This is a genomic window from Pseudomonas sp. BF-B-26 (assembly GCF_019956495.1).
Taxonomy (GTDB): Bacteria; Pseudomonadota; Gammaproteobacteria; order Pseudomonadales; family Pseudomonadaceae; genus Aquipseudomonas.
The window spans coordinates 11,816-30,158 of the sequence record NZ_JAHBDP010000060.1; the positions used below are offsets into that span (position 1 = coordinate 11,816).

Below are 18,343 nucleotides of genomic sequence, written 5' to 3' on the forward strand. Positions count from 1 at the left end.
TGACACCCTGCCACAGGCTCGCAGCCCCTACTCTTTTTCGCTTACTTGCAATGCCCCATCCCAGCCACCGCCCAATGCCGCGATCAACTGCACGCTGGCAATCAACCGGCTCTGCAACAGGCTCAGCACGCTACGTTCATTGTTCAACGCTGTGGCCTGAACCACCACCACGCCCAGGTAAGCGATCACACCGGCCTTGTACTGGTTCTGGGTCAGGCGCAAGGATTCACGCGCCGCGTCCAGTGCTTCCTGGCGCACGCCCGCTTCGTCTTCCAGAACCTTGAGCTGCACCAGATAGTTTTCCACTTCACGGAAGCCATCGAGCACGGTCTGGCGGTACTTGGCCACGGTCTCGTCGTAGGCCGCTTCGCTGCGGTCAACTTCCGCGGAGCGCTGACCGCCGTCGAACAAGGTCATGGCCAATTGCGGTCCGACCGACCAGAAGCGGTTTGGCAAGCTGATCCAGTTGGCGTAGGTGCTGCTGCTATAGCCACCGTTCAGACTCAGGGTGAAGTCCGGGTAATAGGCCGCCTTGGCCACACCGATATTGGCATTAGCCGCCATCACCGAGCGTTCGGCGGAGGCGATGTCCGGGCGGCGCTCGAGCAATTGCGAAGGCAGGCTCAGCGGTATCTCGGGCAACGCGGGAATGTCTTTGGTTTCAGCCAGGCTGAACTCGGCCGGCGGTAGCCCGATCAGTACGGCGATGGCATTCTCGAATTGAGCACGCTGCCAGATCAGATCGACCCTGTCAGCCTGGGTGCTTTTAAGCTGAGTCTGGGCCTGCGCCACCGCATCCTTGCCGGAGACACCGGCGCGGTACTGGTTTTCAGTCATTGTCAGCGAGCGCTGATAGGCCTCGACCGTCGCTTCCAGCAGGCGTTTCTGCTCGTCGATCACCCGCAATTGCAGGTAGTTCTGCACCAGTTCCGACTGCTGGCTCAAGCGCATCGCCGCCAGATCGGCATAACTCGCCTCGGCGTTGGCGGTGTCAGCTTCAAGGCCTCGGCGCAACTTGCCCCAAACGTCGGCCTCCCAACTGACGCCGGCCTGTGCGGTGTAAGTGTCGCGAATCCCGCTGGAAGAACTGGTCAGGCTCGAACTGCTGCTGCCGGTGCCCTGGCTGGAGCGGTTTTTCCCGACGGTCAGGTCCACGGTCGGAAAAAACGCGCCACGGGCACTGCGCACCAAGGCCTGGGCCTGACGGTACTGGGCTTCGGACTGCGCGACGGTCTGGTTGGCACTGTTAAGTTTTTCGATCAGGCCATTGAGCTGCTGATCGCCATACAACTCCCACCAGGCGCCACGGGCCAGGGAATCGCTGGGGTTGGCCTGACGCCAGCCTGCCGCTTCCTTGTATTGCGCCGGTGCAGCCGCTTGCGGGCGCTGGTAATCCGGGCCGATGGCGCAGGCGCTGAGCATCGCGACGCACAGCGCCAGGCTCAACAAGCGCGAGCCTCGGGCCGTTACCAGCGGTGCAGCCAGAGTGATAAGCGAACGGTCAGTCATAGCGGAGTTTCCAGAGCAGCATCGGTACGCACCCCACGCCAGTGGTTGAAGCGATGGCGCAGTTTGTCGAGATAGAGGTAAACCACCGGGGTGGTGTAAAGGGTCAGCACCTGGCTGAAAACCAGTCCGCCAATGATCGTCAGGCCCAGTGGCTGACGCATTTCCGCACCTTCGGCGCGGCTCAGCAGCAACGGCAACGCGCCGAGGATCGCCGCCAGGGTGGTCATCAGAATCGGCCGCAGACGTTGCAGGCAAGCGCTGCGAATCGATTCCAGCGGCGCCATGCCCTGATGCCGCTCCAGCTGCAAGGCAAGGTCGATCATTAGAATGGCGTTTTTCTTCACCACGCCGATCAACAGGAACAGCCCGAGCAACGAGATCAGGCTGAACTCACCGCCCAGCGCATAGATCGACAGCAACGCGCCAACCCCGGCCGACGGCAAGGTCGAAAGAATGGTCAGCGGATGGATGTAGCTTTCATACAGCACACCGAGCACCAGATACACCGCCACCAGCGCTCCGAGAATCATCCACGGCTGGCTCTTCTGGGTCGCGGCAAAGGCGTCGGCAGTGCCGGCCATTTTCACGATCACGTCTTCCGGCATACCCAGTCTGGCGATAGCCCGCTCAATGGCCGCCGTGCCCTGCTCCACCGCCACGCCTTCGGCCATGTCGAAGGAAATGCTCTCGGAGGCGAATTGGCCTTCATGGCTGACGCGGTCGTCTTCCAGGCTGTTTTCGTAATGAGCGATGGTCGAGAGCGGAATCCGCGCACCGTCAGCGGTGATCACCTGAACCTGTTTGAGGGTGATCGGGTCCTGGGCATATTTCGGATTGACCTCCATGACCACCTGATACTGGTTAAGGCTGTCGTAAATCGTCGAAATCTGCCGCTGGCTATAGGCGTTGTTCAGCACCGCGGTGACCATGTCCATGTCGACGCCCAGGCGTTTGGCCTGATCGCGGTCGACGATCAGGGTCACCTGTTGGGCGCCGCGCCCTTCACGGGCGTCAATCGCGGTCAGTTCCGGCAACGCCTTGAGTGCGGTAACAACTTTCGGATACCACTCGCGCAACTCGCCAAGGTCGGCGCTTTGCAGGATGTAGGAATACTGGGACGTGGTCTGTTCACGACCGCCCCCAAACTGCAGGTCCTGATCGGCCATCAGCATCAGCTGTGCACCGGCGACCTTGGGCATTTCCTTGCGCAGGCGCTCAATGACCTTTTGCGCAGAAATGTTGCGTTCCTTGATCGGTTTCAGCCGCACCAGCATGAAGGCGTTGTTGGTGCCGTTGGTGCCGCCGATGAAGCCGGCAACGCTTTGCACCGCGTCATCCTTGAGCACGGCGCGGCGGAAGGTTTCCATTTTTGGCTGCATCACATTGAATGACAATCCGTCGTCACCGCGCACGAAACCGATCAGTTGGCCGGTGTCCTGCTGAGGCATAAATGTTTTAGGAACAACGACATACAGCGCAATGTTAACGCCGACTGTCACGATCAGGCTAAGCAACGTCAACCGGCGGTGACGCAGCACCCAGTCAAGGCTTGTGGCGTATTTGCCGACCATCCACTCGTTGGCGCGCTGGCTCCAGCGCTGCAAACGGTTTTCCTCACCCGGCGTATGCGGCTTGAGCCAGCGGGCGCAGAGCATCGGCGTCAGCGTCAAGGAGACCACCAGCGACACCACGATGGACGCCGCCAACGTGATGGAAAACTCGCGAAACAGGCTTTCGACAATCCCGCCCATAAACAGGATCGACAGGAACACCGCCACCAGCGAGGCGTTCATCGACAGCAAGGTGAAGCCGACTTCCTGCGCCCCGAGGTACGCGGCCTTCATCGGCGGTACGCCTTTGTCGATGTGCCGGGAAATGTTCTCGAGCACCACAATGGCATCGTCCACCACCAGCCCGGTGGCCAGAATCAGCGCCATCAGCGACAGGTTGTTCAGGGAGAATCCGTAGAGGTACATCACCGCAAAGGTGCCGACCAGCGACACAGGCACCGCAAGGGTCGGAATCAACGAGGCGCGGAAGTTACCGAGGAACAGGAACACCACCAGAATCACCAGCGCCACGGCAATCAGCAGGGTCATTTCCGCTTCGTGCAAGGTCGCCTTGATCACCGGCGACCGGTCCATCGCCACGTTCAGCTTCACGCTGGCCGGCAAAACGGCCTGCAACGCTGGCAGTTGAGCCTTGATTTCGTTGACCGTCTCGATGATGTTGGCGCCGGCCTGGCGGTTGATCACCAGCAGTACCGCCGCGTCGTTGTTGAAGAAGCCGCTGTTGTAGCGGTCTTCGACGCCGTCGCTGACCTTGGCCACGTCCTTCAGGCGCAGGGCCGCGCCGTCCGCGTAGTGGATGATCAGCGACTCGTAATCCTTGGCTTTCTCGAGTTGATCGTTGGCCTGAACCTGCCACAGCCTCTGGGCATCTTCGACCGAGCCTTTGGGCCTGCGCACGTTGGCGTTGGCGATGGTGTTGCGCACATCGTCCAGCGCCACGCCGTACTGGTTGAGCGCCTGCGGTTCGAGTTCGATGCGCACCGCCGGCAGGGAACTGCCGCCAATCTGCACTTCGCCGACGCCCTGCACCTGAGACAGGCTCTGGGACAGAATCGTCGAGGCCAAATCGTAGAGCTGGCCTTTTTCCAGTACATCGGAGGTCAGCGACAGCACCATGATCGGCGCCTGGGACGGGTTGACCTTCTTGTAGGTCGGCATGCTGCGCATCCCGCTCGGCAGCAAATTGCGCGAAGCGTTGATCGCCGCCTGCACTTCCCGCGCCGCGCCGTTGATGTCGCGGTCCAGGTCGAACTGCAAAATCACCCGGGTCGAGCCCTGGCTGGATCGGCTGCTCATGGTGTTGACCCCGGCGATGGCGCCGAAGGAGCGTTCCAGTGGCGTGGCCACCGTCGAGGCCATGACTTCCGGGCTCGCACCGGGCAGACTCGCCTGGACCACGATCACCGGGAAGTCCATCTGCGGCAGCGGCGATACCGGCAACAGGCCGAAGCTCACGCCGCCCAGCAGCAGGATCGCCAGGCTCAGCAACATCGTTGCGACCGGGCGCTTGATAAAAGGTCCGGACAGGTTCATGGCTGTTCTGCCGCTTCCACGGTTTCAGACTTGCGGCCCCAGCGCCGACCGAGGCGGTCGAAGTACAGGTAGATGACCGGAGTGGTAAACAGCGTCAGCACCTGACTCACCAACAAGCCGCCCACCATCACCAGACCCAATGGTTGACGCAGTTCCGCGCCGGAACCGGTCGCCAGCATCAGTGGCACCGCGCCGAACAACGCGGCCAGCGTGGTCATCAGAATCGGCCGGAAACGCAGCAGCGCCGCCTGATAGATCGCTGTTTCCGGGTCCATGCCCTGATTGCGCTCAGCGTCGAGGGCGAAGTCGATCATCATGATCGCGTTCTTTTTCACGATACCGATCAACAAAATGATGCCGATGATCGCGATCATGCCCAGATCATTGCCGCTCAACAGCAACGCCAACAAGGCGCCGACCGCCGCCGAGGGCAAGGTCGAGAGAATGGTGATCGGGTGGATGTAGCTCTCGTAGAGCACGCCGAGCACGATGTACATGGTGACCACCGCCGCCAGAATCAGCAGCAAGGTGCTCGACAGCGACGCCTGGAATGCCTCGGCCGCGCCCTGGAACTGGGTCTGCACGCCAATCGGCATGCCGATGTCCTTCTGCACCTGGTCGATGATCTCCACCGCATGCCCCAGCGCCACGCCGGGCGCGAGGTTGAAGGACATCATCACCGCCGGAAACTGCCCGATATGAGTGATCGCCAGTTGGGCCTGACGCTCCTCCATGTGCGCCAGACTGGACAGGCGCACTTGCCCGCCATCGGTGGTTTTCACGTGAATCTGGTTCAGCGCCTCCGGGCCGATCCTCTCGCCCGACTGCGATTGCAGCACCACGCGGTACTGGCTGGCCTGGGTGTAGATGGTGGAAATCTGTCGCTGACCGAAGGCGTCGTACAGCGCATCAGTGATGTTCGACACCGACACACCGACCCGCGACGCCGCATCGCGGTCGATCACCAGATAGACCTGTAGGCCCTTGTCCTGCAAATCGCTGGCAACGTCGGTCAGCTCTGGCCGTTGGGCCAGTGCGTCCACCAGACGACCGCTCCACAGAGTGAGCAGTTCGGAATCCGGCGACGACATGCTGAACTGGTATTGAGTCCGGCTGACGCGGTCTTCGATGGTCAGGTCCTGCACCGGTTGCATGAACAGGCGAATGCCGGTGAGTTTGTCCAGTTCCGGTTGCAGGCGTGCAATCACCTCGGTGGCGCTCAGGTCGCGATTGCTGTGGGATTTGAGGTTGATCAGCAGACGGCCGCTGTTCAGCGTCGAGTTGTCACCGTCCACGCCGATGTAGGACGACAGGCTCTCCACCGCCGGATCCGCCAGGATCACTTTGGCCAGTTCCTGCTGACGTTCGCTCATGGCCGCAAAGGAAATCGACTGCGGCGCTTCGGAAATACCCTGGATCACCCCGGTGTCCTGCACCGGGAAAAAGCCCTTGGGCACCACCATGTAAAGGAACACGGTCAACGCCAGCGTGCCGATGGCCACCATCAGGGTCAGCGGTTGATGCTTGAGAACCCACTTTAACTTGCGCCCGTAAGCCGCGATCATCCAATCAATTGTGGCGCCGCTGGCCCGGTAGAAACGGCCCTGCTCTTCTTCCTTCGGCTCACGTTTGAGCAAACGCGCGCACATCATCGGCGTCAGGGTCAGGGAGACGACAAGGGAAATCAGGATCGCCACCGCCAGGGTGATGGCAAATTCGCGGAACAGCCGCCCCACTACGTCGGCCATGAACAGCAGCGGGATCAGTACGGCGATCAGCGACAGGGTCAGGGAGATCAGGGTGAAGCCGATCTGCTTGGCGCCCTTGAGCGCCGCATTCAGGGGGCTGTCGCCCTCTTCGATAAATCGGGAAATGTTCTCCAGCATGACGATCGCATCGTCCACCACGAAACCGGTGGCGATGGTCAGTGCCATCAGGGTCAGGTTGTTGACCGAGAAGCCCGCGAGGTACATCACGCCGAAGGTGCCGATCAATGACAGTGGCACGGCCACTGACGGAATGATCGTGGCGCTGGCCCGACGCAGGAACAGGAAGGTCACCATCACGACCAGCGCAATGGCGATCAACAATTCGTGCTGCACGTCGGTGACCGAGGCGCGAATGGTCTGGGTGCGGTCGGTCAGCACGGTCACTTCGAGACCGGCCGGCAGGTTGTCAGTGATGCTCGGCAGCAGGGCTTTGATCCGGTCAACCACTTCGATGACGTTGGCGCCAGGCTGACGCTGGATGTTCAGCAGCACGGCCTGGTTTTCATTGGCCCACGCCGCCAGACGTTCGTTTTCCGCGCCATCGACGATCTCCGCCACATCCTTGAGCCGCAACGGCGCGCCGTTGGCGTAGGCGAGGATCAGGTTGGCGTAGTCCTTGGGCGAGGTCAGTTGATCGTTTGCATCGAGCATCGACACCCGGGTCGGGCCGTCGAAGTTGCCCTTGGGCTGGTTGACGTTGGACGCGCCGATCAAGGTGCGTACGTCCGACAGGTTCAAGCCATTGGCCGCCAGCGCCTCAGGGTTGACCTTGATCCGCACCGCCTGACGCTGGCCGCCAGCAATGCTGACCATGCCGACGCCGCTGATCTGGGCAATTTTCTGCGCCATGCGCGTGTCGACCAAGTCATTGAGCTTGGGCAGCAGCATGGTCTTGGAGGTGATGGCCAGGGTCAGCACCGGGGTGTCCGCCGGGTTGACCTTGTTGTACACCGGCGGCGCCGGCAGGTCCTTGGGCAGCAAATTGGTCGCAGCGTTGATCGCCGCCTGCACCTGCTGCTCGGCGACGTCCATGTTGATGTCGAGGCTGAAACGCAGGGTCAGCACTGAAGCGCCGCCGGAACTGGTCGAGGCCATCTGGGTCAGGCCGGGCATCTGCCCGAATTGACGCTCAAGGGGCGCCGTCACGGCGCTGGTCATCACATCCGGGCTGGCACCGGGATACAGCGTCATGACGCGGATGGTCGGGTAATCGACCTGAGGCAATGCCGACACCGGCAACAGCCGATAGGCGATCACGCCGGCCAGGATAATGGCCAGCATGCTCAGGGTCGTGGCGACCGGGCGAAGGATGAACAGCCGCGAGATGTTCATGCGCCGCCCTTTTTCGCCTTGTCGGTGGTCGTCGCGTCAGGCGTCGAAGCGGCCGATTTGCCTTGCAGGTGCCCGGTCGGGGTGGTCGGTACATCCTTGGTGTCGTTGACCACTTCCACTTCGCTGCCTTCCTTCAAGCGGTCAGTGCCTTCAAGGACCACGCGATCTCCAGGGGCGAGGCCTTCGGTAACCACGGTGTTTTCACCATCACTGGCGCCGACTTTCAACTGACGAATCGCGACTTTCTTGTCGCCGTCCAGGGCATAGACAAACGTCCCGTTGGTGCCGAACTGAATCGCTGCCGAAGGTGCGAGAACCACGTCTTTAAGGGTGTCGGCCAGCAGGTGGACGTTGACGAACTGGTTCGGGAACAGCGCCTGATCGCGGTTTTCGTAACGCGCCTTGAATTTCAGGGTGCCGGTGGTGACGTCGATCTGGTTGTCCAGGCTCTGCAAGACGCCAGTGGCCTGCAACTTGGTGTCGCCACGGTCCCAGGCTTCGGCGGGCAGTTTGGCGCCGGTGCGATAACGGGCCAGCACGGTTTCCAGGCTGTTTTCCGGCAAGGTGAAGGCAACGCTGATCGGTTGGGTCTGGGTGATGATCACCAGGGCGGTGGTGTCGTTGGCTGCCACCAGGTTGCCGACATCCAGCTGACGCAAGCCTACACGCCCGGCAATCGGGGCGCGGATCTTGGTGAATTCCAGATTGAGCTTGGCGTCGTTGACCGCCGCCTGATTGGTTTTGACTGTGCCCTGATACTGACCCACCAGCGCTTCGGCGGTGTCCAGGGTCTGTTTGGCGATACTGTCTTCGCGATACAGGCCGCGATAGCGTTCCACATCGACCTGGGCGTTTTTCAGTTGTGCCTGGTTCTGCAGCAAGGTGCCTTCGGCCTGAAGCAAGGCGTTCTGGTAAGGACGCGGGTCGATTTCAGCCAGCAGATCGCCAGCCTTGACCATCTGCCCTTCCTCGAATGAAATCTTCATCAGTTCACCACCGACGCGGCTGCGCACATTAATGGTGTTCAGCGCCGTCACGGTGCCCAGCGCCTTGTAGTACAGCGGGAAGTCGCCTTTGACCGCCGGCGCGACACGCACTGGAACCGGCCCGGTCGCCCCGCCGAAACCCGGACGCATCCCCCCCGACTTGCCGGTATGCCCGGCAACGGCTTTTTGCCCTGCGCCCTCTTTTTGGGCAGTGCCAGCGGGCCAGAACTTCCAGCACAGGCCAGCGATGACCAACAGGACAAGCAGGCCGAACAGCCAGCGACGGGGACTACGGGAAACGGAGGATTGCATGGAATGATCAACCATTGGGCGCGTGGGCTTCTTCTACAGGAGGCTGAACGATAAGCACTGGCGGGCATTAAGCAAAGCGGCTTTACCGGCAATTTACCTTTGGCTTACGTAACAGGATGTTTGGCCAAGACACTGAATCACAAATGAAAACGGCCTGGACAGTGCCAGGCCGTTAACAATTGTAAAACTAGACTTACTTCAGAACAGCAAGTGCTGCTTCGTAGTTCGGTTCTTCAGCGATTTCCTTGACCAGTTCGCTGTGCAGAACGTTGTCGTTTTCGTCCAGAACCACGACGGCACGGGCGGTCAGGCCTTTGAGCGGGCCGTCAGCGATGGCAACGCCGTAGTTCTCGATGAACTCGGCACCGCGCAGGGTCGACAGGTTCTGTACGTTTTCCAGGCCTTCGGCGCCGCAGAAGCGTGCTTGAGCGAACGGCAGGTCAGCGGAGATGCACAGCACGACCGTGTTGGCGACATCACTGGCCTGGGCGTTGAACTTGCGAACCGAAGTCGCGCAGGTCGGGGTATCGACGCTTGGGAAGATGTTCAGCACTTTGCGCTTGCCGGCGAAGCTCGCCAGGGTCACGTCGGACAGATTGCCGGCAACCAGGGAAAAGGCTGGCGCCTTGGAACCGGCTTGTGGCAGTTGGCCGTTGACTTGAACCGGGGAGCCTTTAAGAGTGACTTGAGCCATGAACGGAGTCCTTCTGAACGTTGTTGTAGAGAATTTGAAGAGGCCGAAGTTAACCACGAAATGGCCCGACGACCTATGCCCAGATACAAATTGTGAAGTGTCGCCGCCTAAATTGGATACAACTCTGACAATCAACACAATTCCCTTGTGGGAGCGGGCTTGCTCGCGAAGGCCTCGGCACATCCAGCACTGATGCAAGCTGACCCACCGCTTTCGCGAGCAAGCCCGCTCCCACAGGGTCGGTGTACAGCGTACCGCCCTCGCCGGCCGCAATCAGGCGTTCATGACGAAAGGCAGCCAGCGTTGTCGATTCAGGCGACGGCCATTCGACTAGTCTGTGAGTCACTCACATCCAGCGGAGATAAGACCATGCGATTCATGATCATTGTGAAAGCCAGCCAGGATTCCGAGGCCGGTGTGATGCCCAGCAAAGAACTGATGACTGCGATGGGCAACTACAACGAGGAATTGACCAAGGCCGGCATCCTCATCGACTGCGATGGCCTGCAGCCCAGCAGCAAAGGCGCCCGTGTACGTTTCTCGGGTGACCAGCGCACGGTGATCGACGGCCCGTTCGCCGAAACCAAGGAGCTGATCGCCGGCTACTGGATATGGCAGGTGAAGTCGAAACAGGAGGCGATCGAGTGGGTCAAGCGCTGCCCCAATCCGATGCCGGGCACCGACGCCGAGATCGAGATTCGCCAGGTGTTCGAAGCCGAAGATTTCGGGGACGAGTTCACACCGGAACTGCGGGAGCAGGAAGAGCGGGTGCGTGCGCAGATGAACAAGCACTGAACCACGGATCATTCCCACGCGCCTGCGTGGGAATGATCAAAATGTCGGTACCTAGTGGCGAACCCCGAGTTAGCTGCTAGCTTCAACAGACGTGTCCTACAGGCTTGATAGGAAAGAGATTTCGCAGTAACGGCCGCCAAGTGCCGGGTTGTCCAATGAGCCACGAAGGAACGGGGGAATCATGTCGAACAATTCGGGGACACACGCCTTTCTATTGGCAGCATCAAAAGCGTCTGCCATTTATGCCCACGCGGATAACGCCGACACGGCCAACAAAAGTAACCCGCACAACGGCTACAGCACCGGCATCGGTGACCTGAACCTGTTCAATATTTTCCTGCTCAAGAGCGACGGTGTGCAGCTGGGCATCGGTCCGCAAATCACCGCACCCACCGCCGATCAGGATGAACTGGGCACCGACAAGCCGCCGTTCACGCTGTTTGCCGGGATCAACGTCACGTTTGGCAAATAAGGACTTTTCTATGCACGGTGCAATTCGCGCAGCCGGTTTCAGCCTGATGACCATGTTCGTCAGTTGCGGAGTCGGCGCTCAAGACCTCGATACCCGAATCGGAAAAATCGCAATGGAAGGTGAACTGCCGGCCCATGAATCGATTGCCAGACTCTACGCCGAACTGGATTTCCAACAGGCGACCCAGAGTTATCTGTGGGCCTTGCCGCTGGTGTCCTACGCGCAATGGCAGGAAGCGTTTCGCGACAAACTCGGCGCCCACAGCGGCGACCTGATGTTGCTCAACAGTTACGAAGACAAACTGGGCGTGATCACCGCCAACGCCACCACGCCGTACATCCTCGGCTTCGTCGACCTGAATGAAACCGGTCCGCTGGTGATCGAACTGCCGCCCGGCCCGACGGCGGGCGGTGTGGGTGATTTCTGGCAGCGGGCAATCATCGACATGGGCCAGACCGGCCCGGACAAAGGCAAGGGCGGCAAGTATCTGGTGCTGCCACCGGGTGCCGAGCCACCGGCCGACGCCGGCAAGTATTACCTCGCCAAGTCGGAAACGATGAACGTGCTGGTGGGTTTTCGCGTCCTCGATCCGGACCCGGCCAAGGGCAAAGCGCTGGTCGAACACTTCAAGATGTACCCGTACGCCAAACGCGCCGAACCGGCCAAGACCCAACTGCTCTCCCCCGGCGGCAAGGCCTGGTCCGGCACGCAGCCACGTGGCCTGGCGTATTGGGAGCGCTTGCACCAGATCATCCAGAAAGAACCAGTCAACGAACGTGACCGTTTCTACATGGCCATGCTGGCCAGCCTGGGCATCGAAAAAGACAAACCCTTCAACCCCAACGACAACCAACGCAAGGCACTCGAACAAGGTGCGCAGGTCGGCGAACTGATCGCCAAGGCCAACACCTTTGCCAAGCGTTTTCCAGACGCCCAGTACTGGAAAGACCGGCAATGGGACACCGTGCTGAACATCGCCGAGCCGTCCCAGCGCGTGGCTTATTACGACCAGTTGTGGGAACGCAGTGCCTGGTTCTACGAAGCGGTGACCAACACCAAGGGCATGGTTTCCAGGACACCAGGCCTGGGCCAGACCTACCTCGGCGCCTACACAGACGCCAAGGGCAACTGGCTCGACGGCGGCAAAAGTTATCGCCTGCACGTCGGCGCCAACCCGCCGGCCAAGCAGTTCTGGTCGATGACCGTCTACGACATCGACAGCCGTTGCCTGATCGACAACCCGCAGCGCAAGGCCGATCTGTCGTCCCGTCAGGACCTGAAAAAGAACGCCGACGGCTCGGTGGACCTGTACTTCGGCCCGACCGCACCCAAAGACTTCGAGAACAACTGGGTGCAAACCGTGCCGGGCAAACACTGGTTCAGCTATTTCCGTCTGTACGCGCCCACCGAAGCCTACTTCGATAAAAGCTGGAAACTCGACGACATCACGGCTGTGGAATGACGCCCAAGCGTTTTATAAGGAAATTTTATGAATACCCGCATGCTGCTCACCGCACTGTCACTCGCCCTGAGCACCAGCGCCTGGGCCGACTTCACCGCCACCCCGGAAGAAGCCCGGGGCATCGCCAGGGAAGCCTACTTGTACGGCTTCCCTGTGGTAGAGATGTACAAGACCCTCTACACCCAGGCCGTGGACAAAAAGAGCCCGAATTTCAAGGCACCGTTCAACCAGATCGGCAACACCGCCAAGGCGTTCACCGCCAAAGACACCGCCTTCGTCACCCCGAACGCCGACACGCCCTACTCCTTCGTCTGGATGGACCTGCGCGCCGAACCGGTGGTGCTGACCTTGCCGGCCATCGACGAGCACCGTTACTACTCGGTGCAGTTGATCGACGCCTATACGCAGAACTTTGCATACCTGGGCACACGCAGCACGGGCAACAATGGCGGGCATTTCATGATTGCCGGGCCGACCTGGCAAGGTCAGCAACCGGTGGAAATGGATCGGCTGCTGCGCAGTGAAACCAACATCGCCTACGCGCTGTATCGCACGCAGTTGTTCGATGAAAAGGACGTGGGCAAGGTCAAGGAGATCCAGAAGGGTTACAAGGTCGAGACGCTCAGCCACTACGTCAAACAAAAAGCCCCGCCCGCCGCGCCAAAGATCGACTGGCCGAAACCCACGCCGACCATGAGCGAGACGCCCGACCTGTTCCGCTACCTGAACTTCATGCTGTCGTTCGCCCCGTCCCAGGATGCGGAAAAGGACCTGCTCGCACGCTTTGCAAAAATCGGTGTTGAAGCCGGCAAGCCTTTCAAACTGGACGCGCTCACGCCTGAGCAGCGCAAGGCGCTGGAGGACGGTATCAGCGATGCCAAAACCGAGTTTGCCCAGTTCAAAAAAGACAAGGTCGACACCCACCAGGTCACCAGCGGTGACTTCTTCGGCAGTCGCGATCACCTGAACGGCAACTACCTGTACCGCTACGCCGGCGCCAACATGGGGATCTTCGGCAACTCCGCCGAAGAGGCGAATTACATCGGTTATTTCGTCGACAAGGACGGCCAGCCGGTCGACGCCTCGAAACACGATTACACCCTGCATTTCGACAAGGGCGCCCTGCCCCCGGCCGACGCGTTCTGGTCGCTGACGATGTACGACGGCAAGAACAAATTGCTGGTGGCCAACCCGTTGAATCGTTACCTGATCAACTCGCGGATGTTGCCAAATCTCAAGTTCGACGCCGACGGTGGGCTGACGCTTTATGTGCAGCACAAGGCACCGGCCAAGGACCTCCAAAGCAACTGGCTCCCCGCGCCAAATGGCCCGTTCTACGGGGTCTTGCGCTTGTACCTGCCGAAACCGGAAGTCACCAGTGGCGAATGGAAAATGCCGCTGCTGAACCCCGTCAATCAACCAAAACAATAAACGGAGCCCGTCATGGTCAGGCCTTTTGTTGTGCGTCCTTTACTGGCCCTGTGCGTGCTCGGTACAAGCTCGCTGACCCTCGGGGCGGAGGGCGGTGTCGGTCGGCCGATCACCGGGCAACAGGTGTTTTCCAATGCCGGGATCGTGCCGCCGGAACCCGGCTGGGTCACGTCGTTCACCAGCATCTGGTATGACGGTGAACTCAAGGGCGGCAAGGGTGCGCCGATCTCCGGTGAAGTCGGTGTAGGCCTGGACATGAAAGTCTCCTACACCATGGCCAACTTCACCCATATCTGGGACACCGGCAAAGGTCGCTGGAACTACGCCTCGGCCATCGGTGTGCCGGTGCAGTACACCGACGTCAGCATCAGTATTACCGGCCCGCGCGGGCGGACACTGGGCAGCGAAGACACCGGCACACAGTTCGCCGACATGCTGATTACGCCAATCGCCGCCGGCTATCACTTCGACGAGGTCAACCACCTCTCGCTTTCCTTGCCGATCTACGTGCCGACCGGTGCCTATAACGACGATCGTCTAGCCAACCCCGGCCAGAACACTTACACCTTCATGCCCACCGTGGCCTTCACCCATCTGGACGGCAAGGGCGGCGAGTTCACCCTGTCGAGCGGCCTGGAGTTCTACACCGAGAACGACGCCACGGATTATCGCAACGGCAACATCTTCACCCTCGATGCGCTGTGGACCCACGGGTTCGGCAACGGCTGGAACGCCGGCATTGTCGGCGGTTACGTGCAGCAGATCACCGATGACAAGGGCCAGACCGCCGATTCACTCAACGGTTTTCGCGGCCGCTCGGTGGGCGCCGGGCCGGTGGTGGGCTGGGCCGGAAAATTTGCCGATGCCCAGGCCAGCGTCAGCGCCCGCTGGGTACCGGAATTCGACACCAAGAACCGCCCTGAAGGTAACGGTTTCAGCATCAACCTGACGTTGGCGTTTTTCTAGGAGTGAAACATCCCATGACCGCACTCAATGACCTCAACGCCCTGCAAGCCAGCATCGCCGAAGCTGTGCTCGGCCAGGATCAGGTGATCCGTCAGATTATCCTGGGTCTGTTGGCCAACGGGCACTTGTTGCTTGAAAGCCTGCCCGGCCTGGCCAAGACCCGCACGGTCAAGGCGCTGGCCAAACACCTGGACGCGAAGATGAGTCGCATCCAGTTCACTCCCGACCTGCTGCCGTCAGACATCACCGGTGCCGAGGTGCTGCACCAGATCGATGGCAAGAACGAGATCCAGTTCCAGCCCGGGCCGCTGTTCGGCAACCTGATCCTGGCCGACGAAATCAACCGCGCCCCGGCCAAGGTTCAGGCCGCGTTGCTGGAAGCCATGGAAGAACGACAAATCACGGTGGCGGGCAACAGTCATGTGCTACCGGAGCTGTTCATCGTGGTGGCGACCCAGAACCCGATCGAACAGGAAGGCACTTACCCGCTGCCGGAAGCGCAGATGGACCGGTTCCTGATGAAAGTTCTGCTGGATTACCCGAGCGCGGAAAACGAAAGCCAGGTGCTGCGCCTGTTGCGTGAAGAGGAGTTTGCGTTGGGCGCCAAAACGGCTGCGGTGCAGGGCTTTTCACTGTCCCAAGAGGTGATCTTCGCGGCGCGTAGGGAAGTCAGCACCGTTCACGTGTCCCCGGCCATCGACCGCTACCTGATCGACCTGATCAATGCCACCCGCCACCCGGCCGATTACGATGCCGACCTCGGTCGCTGGATCGCCATCGGCGCCAGCCCTCGCGGCGGCATTGGCCTGGATCGTTGCGCCCGGGCCGATGCCTGGTTGCAGGGGCAGGATTTTGTCTCGCCGGACAACGTTCGCGCCGTGGTGCATCCGGTGCTGCGTCATCGCCTGCAACTGAGCTATGACGCGATAGCTGACGGTGTCACTGCCGATCAGGTGCTTGATCGCCTGCTCGACAACGTCGCGATTCCGGCCTGAGGCAGAAAATGGACAGTGCGGACGGTCTGGTCTATGTCTCCCTGGCGCAGTTGATGGCCCTGGAGTTCAAGGCGCGCGACCTGAGTTTCCTCGCGCGTCAGCCGCAAGGCAGCATTCTCGCCGGCAACCATGCCTCACGCCTGCGTGGCCGTGGGTTGAACTTCGATGAACTGCGCCGCTACCAGCCGGGAGACGACTTGCGTCATCTGGATTGGCGGGCGTCGCTACGCACTGGAAAACCGGTGGTTCGCACCTTTACCGAAGAGCGCGACCGCCCGGCATTGATTCTGGTCGATCAGCGCATGTCGATGTTCTTCGGCTCCCAGCGCAGTTTCAAATCCGCCATTGCCGCCGAACTTGGCGCGTTGGCCGCGTGGATGGTGTTCCACGCAGGAGATCGGGTCGGCGGCCTGGTGTTCAACGATTTGCGCATCGAGGCCATTGCCCCGTTGCGCAGCCGTAAACGTGTCGAAGCGCTGTGCAGTCGCATCGCTGAGCAGAATCAGCATCTGAACGCAGCCAATCCGGACGCCGAAGGCGAGGGCCAACTCGACAAGGTTTTACAGCATTGCCTGGCGGTGGCCGGTCACGATCACCTGATTTGCATCGTCAGCGACTTCGCCGGCACCGGTGAGCGTACCCTGCAGTTGATGCGCCAGTTGGCGGCTCACAACGATGTGATTGCGATGCAGGTCTACGACCCGTTGGCGCTGAACCTGCCGAAAAACGGTCGTTTGTTGATCACTCAAGGCCAGTTGCAGGTGGAACTGGCCGTCGAGCAACGCAGCGTTCATCAGCCGCTGGGGGACTTCCTCAGTGGTCGGCTCAAGGACGTCGCCACGTTGCTGCGCCGCAGTCAGGTGCCGCTGATGATGTTCAGCACCGCCACCGAGGCGCAGGAACAATTGCGCGCCGAACTGGGCAAGCTCGGCAGAGGTCGGCGATGAACCCGAACATCCCGAGCATCGAACAGCTCAAGGAAATCGCCCTGCCCGCGCCGGTGAGCTATGCGCCGCAGACGTGGGGTTGGTGGGTGTTGCTCTGGCTGTTAGTGATTGCCGTTTTGCTGGTCAGCGCACGGAGGTATTGGCAGTGGCGGCGGGATCGTTACCGGCGCGAGGCGTTGGTGCGACTGGCTGAACTGCAAAACAGCGATGATCCACTCAATGCCCTGCGCGAACTGCCAGAACTGCTCAAACGCGTAGCCCTGTCGATGCCATCCCCTGGATGGAATGCAAACAATGTGGGAGCGGGCTTGCTCGCGAAGACGGACTCCCATTCAACATTGATGTCGTCTGATCAGACGCCTTCGCGAGCAAGCCCACTCCGACAAAATCCCGCCACGCTTGGGGGAAAGGATTGGCAGGCATTCCTGGTGCGGCACAGTGCACAGCCGTTGCCGACCGATTTCAGCCAGCAACTGGCGCAGCTTGCTTATGCGCCGGACACCGAATTGCTTGCATTGCCGAGCGACAAGCGCAATCAACTGTTCGCCACCTGCAAACACTGGGTGGAGCATCACCATGTGGCAGCTTGATTACCCCTGGCTGCTAATCCTTTTGCCATTGCCGTGGCTCGGCTACCGCTACCTGCCCGACTACCGCGAAGCCCGCAGCGCCGTGCGCGTACCGTTTTTCAACGCCATGAGCCGCGCGGTCGGCCAGGCACCCAGCCAGGCCGGCACACGCAGCAATCGCTGGCAATTGCTGCTGAATTTGCTGGTCTGGGCACTGTTGCTGGTGGCGGCCGCTCGCCCGGTGCTGGTTGAAAAACCGATCGAGCGCCAGCAACCGGTGCGTGACCTGATGCTGGCCATCGACATTTCCCAGTCCATGGAAACCACTGATTTCACCGACGCCAACGGCCAGAAGATCAACCGTCTGGCGGCGGTCAAGGACGTGGTTCATGGCTTTATCGACAAGCGCAAAGATGATCGGCTGGGCCTGATCGTGTTCGGCAGCGGGGCTTACCCGCAGGCGCCGCTGACCCTCGATCACGCCAGCCTGTCACTGTTGCTGGACGACACCGGCATCGGCATGGCCGGCCCCAACACGGCCATCGGCGACGCCATCGGTCTGAGCCTGAAACTGCTCGACCAGGCCCACGAACAGGAAAAAGTCCTGATCCTGCTCACCGACGGCAACGACACCAGCAGCGCCATTACGCCGGATCACGCGGCGTCCATGGCGGCCGCCAAAGGCGTGGTCATTCATACCATCGGCATTGGCGACCCTGACGCCTCGGGCGAAGCCAAGGTCAACCTTCAGGGTTTGCAGCAAATCGCCGAGGCCACGGGCGGCAAGTTCTTCCGTGCTGAAGATCGCAATACGCTGGATCAGGTGTACGCCACCCTCGACAAACTCACGCCGCATCAAGTGAAAGCCCTCAGTCATCAGCCGAAAAAGGATCTGTTCTGGTGGCCAATGGTGGCCGCGATCGGTTTGCTCGCGCTCTATCACTTAGGCGCCCTGCTCCGTCCGCACCTGACACTCGCGCGTCAGCGGCAGGAGGCTTGA

Annotated in this window: 13 protein-coding genes and 1 pseudogene; 9 read left to right on the forward strand and 5 right to left on the reverse strand. The window is 60.7% G+C overall.

Features of this window, described 5'->3' with window-relative positions; translation table 11 throughout:
* Window positions 1-27 precede the first annotated feature (27 nt).
* The 5 genes from KGB03_RS08700 to tpx form a co-directional block, all read right to left on the reverse strand.
* Entirely contained in the window at window positions 28-1,509 is a 1,482-nt protein-coding gene (locus tag KGB03_RS08700; protein WP_192409432.1) for an efflux transporter outer membrane subunit, read from the reverse strand.
* Complete coding sequence (locus KGB03_RS08705; protein WP_192409433.1) at window positions 1,506-4,613, reverse strand: efflux RND transporter permease subunit; 3,108 nt, start codon at window positions 4,611-4,613, stop codon at window positions 1,506-1,508. The genes KGB03_RS08700 and KGB03_RS08705 overlap by 4 nt, the downstream gene beginning before the upstream one ends.
* Complete coding sequence (locus KGB03_RS08710) at window positions 4,610-7,714, reverse strand: MdtB/MuxB family multidrug efflux RND transporter permease subunit (RefSeq protein ID WP_223526832.1); 3,105 nt, start codon at window positions 7,712-7,714, stop codon at window positions 4,610-4,612. The genes KGB03_RS08705 and KGB03_RS08710 overlap by 4 nt, the downstream gene beginning before the upstream one ends.
* Entirely contained in the window at window positions 7,711-9,027 is a 1,317-nt protein-coding gene (locus tag KGB03_RS08715; RefSeq protein WP_192409435.1) for an MdtA/MuxA family multidrug efflux RND transporter periplasmic adaptor subunit, read from the reverse strand. Before KGB03_RS08715 ends, KGB03_RS08710 begins: the two co-directional genes overlap by 4 nt.
* Before the next feature lie 178 nt (window positions 9,028-9,205).
* Window positions 9,206-9,706, reverse strand: coding sequence for a thiol peroxidase (tpx, locus tag KGB03_RS08720; protein ID WP_008150862.1), 501 nt, complete (start codon window positions 9,704-9,706; stop codon window positions 9,206-9,208).
* A gap of 369 nt (window positions 9,707-10,075) precedes the next feature.
* On the opposite strand from tpx, the gene KGB03_RS08725 reads away from it, so the two are divergent.
* From KGB03_RS08725 to KGB03_RS08765, 9 genes and pseudogenes are all read left to right on the forward strand, one after another.
* A complete protein-coding gene (locus tag KGB03_RS08725) occupies window positions 10,076-10,501 on the forward strand; it encodes a YciI family protein (protein ID WP_218534649.1) in 426 nt (141 codons plus the stop codon).
* 181 nt (window positions 10,502-10,682) lie between these two features.
* A pseudogene (locus tag KGB03_RS08730) lies at window positions 10,683-10,925 on the forward strand (hypothetical protein); the annotation flags it as partial.
* A gap of 58 nt (window positions 10,926-10,983) precedes the next feature.
* The gene (locus tag KGB03_RS08735; RefSeq protein WP_223526834.1) at window positions 10,984-12,435 is read left to right on the forward strand and encodes a DUF1254 domain-containing protein; all 1,452 of its coding nucleotides are present in this window, start codon (window positions 10,984-10,986) and stop codon (window positions 12,433-12,435) included.
* Window positions 12,436-12,462: 27 nt separating this feature from the next.
* The gene (locus KGB03_RS08740) at window positions 12,463-13,866 is read left to right on the forward strand and encodes a DUF1254 domain-containing protein (RefSeq protein WP_223526837.1); all 1,404 of its coding nucleotides are present in this window, start codon (window positions 12,463-12,465) and stop codon (window positions 13,864-13,866) included.
* 12 nt (window positions 13,867-13,878) lie between these two features.
* A complete protein-coding gene (locus KGB03_RS08745) occupies window positions 13,879-14,832 on the forward strand; it encodes a transporter (protein ID WP_218534646.1) in 954 nt (317 codons plus the stop codon).
* Window positions 14,833-14,846: 14 nt separating this feature from the next.
* Complete coding sequence (locus tag KGB03_RS08750) at window positions 14,847-15,827, forward strand: AAA family ATPase (RefSeq protein ID WP_223526838.1); 981 nt, start codon at window positions 14,847-14,849, stop codon at window positions 15,825-15,827.
* A gap of 8 nt (window positions 15,828-15,835) precedes the next feature.
* Complete coding sequence (locus tag KGB03_RS08755) at window positions 15,836-16,774, forward strand: DUF58 domain-containing protein (protein ID WP_218534644.1); 939 nt, start codon at window positions 15,836-15,838, stop codon at window positions 16,772-16,774.
* Window positions 16,771-17,364: a DUF4381 domain-containing protein gene (locus KGB03_RS08760; RefSeq protein WP_223526839.1), complete on the forward strand. Its 594-nt coding sequence runs from the start codon at window positions 16,771-16,773 to the stop codon at window positions 17,362-17,364. The genes KGB03_RS08755 and KGB03_RS08760 overlap by 4 nt, the downstream gene beginning before the upstream one ends.
* Window positions 17,351-18,343, forward strand: coding sequence for a vWA domain-containing protein (locus KGB03_RS08765; RefSeq protein ID WP_223526840.1), 993 nt, complete (start codon window positions 17,351-17,353; stop codon window positions 18,341-18,343). The genes KGB03_RS08760 and KGB03_RS08765 overlap by 14 nt, the downstream gene beginning before the upstream one ends.

What these genes read in the sequence shown, in the direction of transcription:
- KGB03_RS08745 (WP_218534646.1), top strand. Translation starts at nt 13,879, where the DNA reads ATGGTCAGGCCTTTTGTTGTGCGTCCTTTACTGGCCCTGTGCGTGCTC.
- KGB03_RS08735 (WP_223526834.1), top strand. Translation starts at nt 10,984, where the DNA reads ATGCACGGTGCAATTCGCGCAGCCGGTTTCAGCCTGATGACCATGTTC.
- KGB03_RS08760 (WP_223526839.1), top strand. Translation starts at nt 16,771, where the DNA reads ATGAACCCGAACATCCCGAGCATCGAACAGCTCAAGGAAATCGCCCTG.
- KGB03_RS08725 (WP_218534649.1), top strand. Translation starts at nt 10,076, where the DNA reads ATGCGATTCATGATCATTGTGAAAGCCAGCCAGGATTCCGAGGCCGGT.
- KGB03_RS08755 (WP_218534644.1), top strand. Translation starts at nt 15,836, where the DNA reads ATGGACAGTGCGGACGGTCTGGTCTATGTCTCCCTGGCGCAGTTGATG.
- KGB03_RS08705 (WP_192409433.1), bottom strand. Translation starts at nt 4,613, where the DNA reads ATGAACCTGTCCGGACCTTTTATCAAGCGCCCGGTCGCAACGATGTTG.
- KGB03_RS08710 (WP_223526832.1), bottom strand. Translation starts at nt 7,714, where the DNA reads ATGAACATCTCGCGGCTGTTCATCCTTCGCCCGGTCGCCACGACCCTG.
- KGB03_RS08700 (WP_192409432.1), bottom strand. Translation starts at nt 1,509, where the DNA reads ATGACTGACCGTTCGCTTATCACTCTGGCTGCACCGCTGGTAACGGCC.
- KGB03_RS08765 (WP_223526840.1), top strand. Translation starts at nt 17,351, where the DNA reads ATGTGGCAGCTTGATTACCCCTGGCTGCTAATCCTTTTGCCATTGCCG.
- KGB03_RS08750 (WP_223526838.1), top strand. Translation starts at nt 14,847, where the DNA reads ATGACCGCACTCAATGACCTCAACGCCCTGCAAGCCAGCATCGCCGAA.
- KGB03_RS08740 (WP_223526837.1), top strand. Translation starts at nt 12,463, where the DNA reads ATGAATACCCGCATGCTGCTCACCGCACTGTCACTCGCCCTGAGCACC.
- KGB03_RS08715 (WP_192409435.1), bottom strand. Translation starts at nt 9,027, where the DNA reads ATGGTTGATCATTCCATGCAATCCTCCGTTTCCCGTAGTCCCCGTCGC.
- tpx (WP_008150862.1), bottom strand. Translation starts at nt 9,706, where the DNA reads ATGGCTCAAGTCACTCTTAAAGGCTCCCCGGTTCAAGTCAACGGCCAA.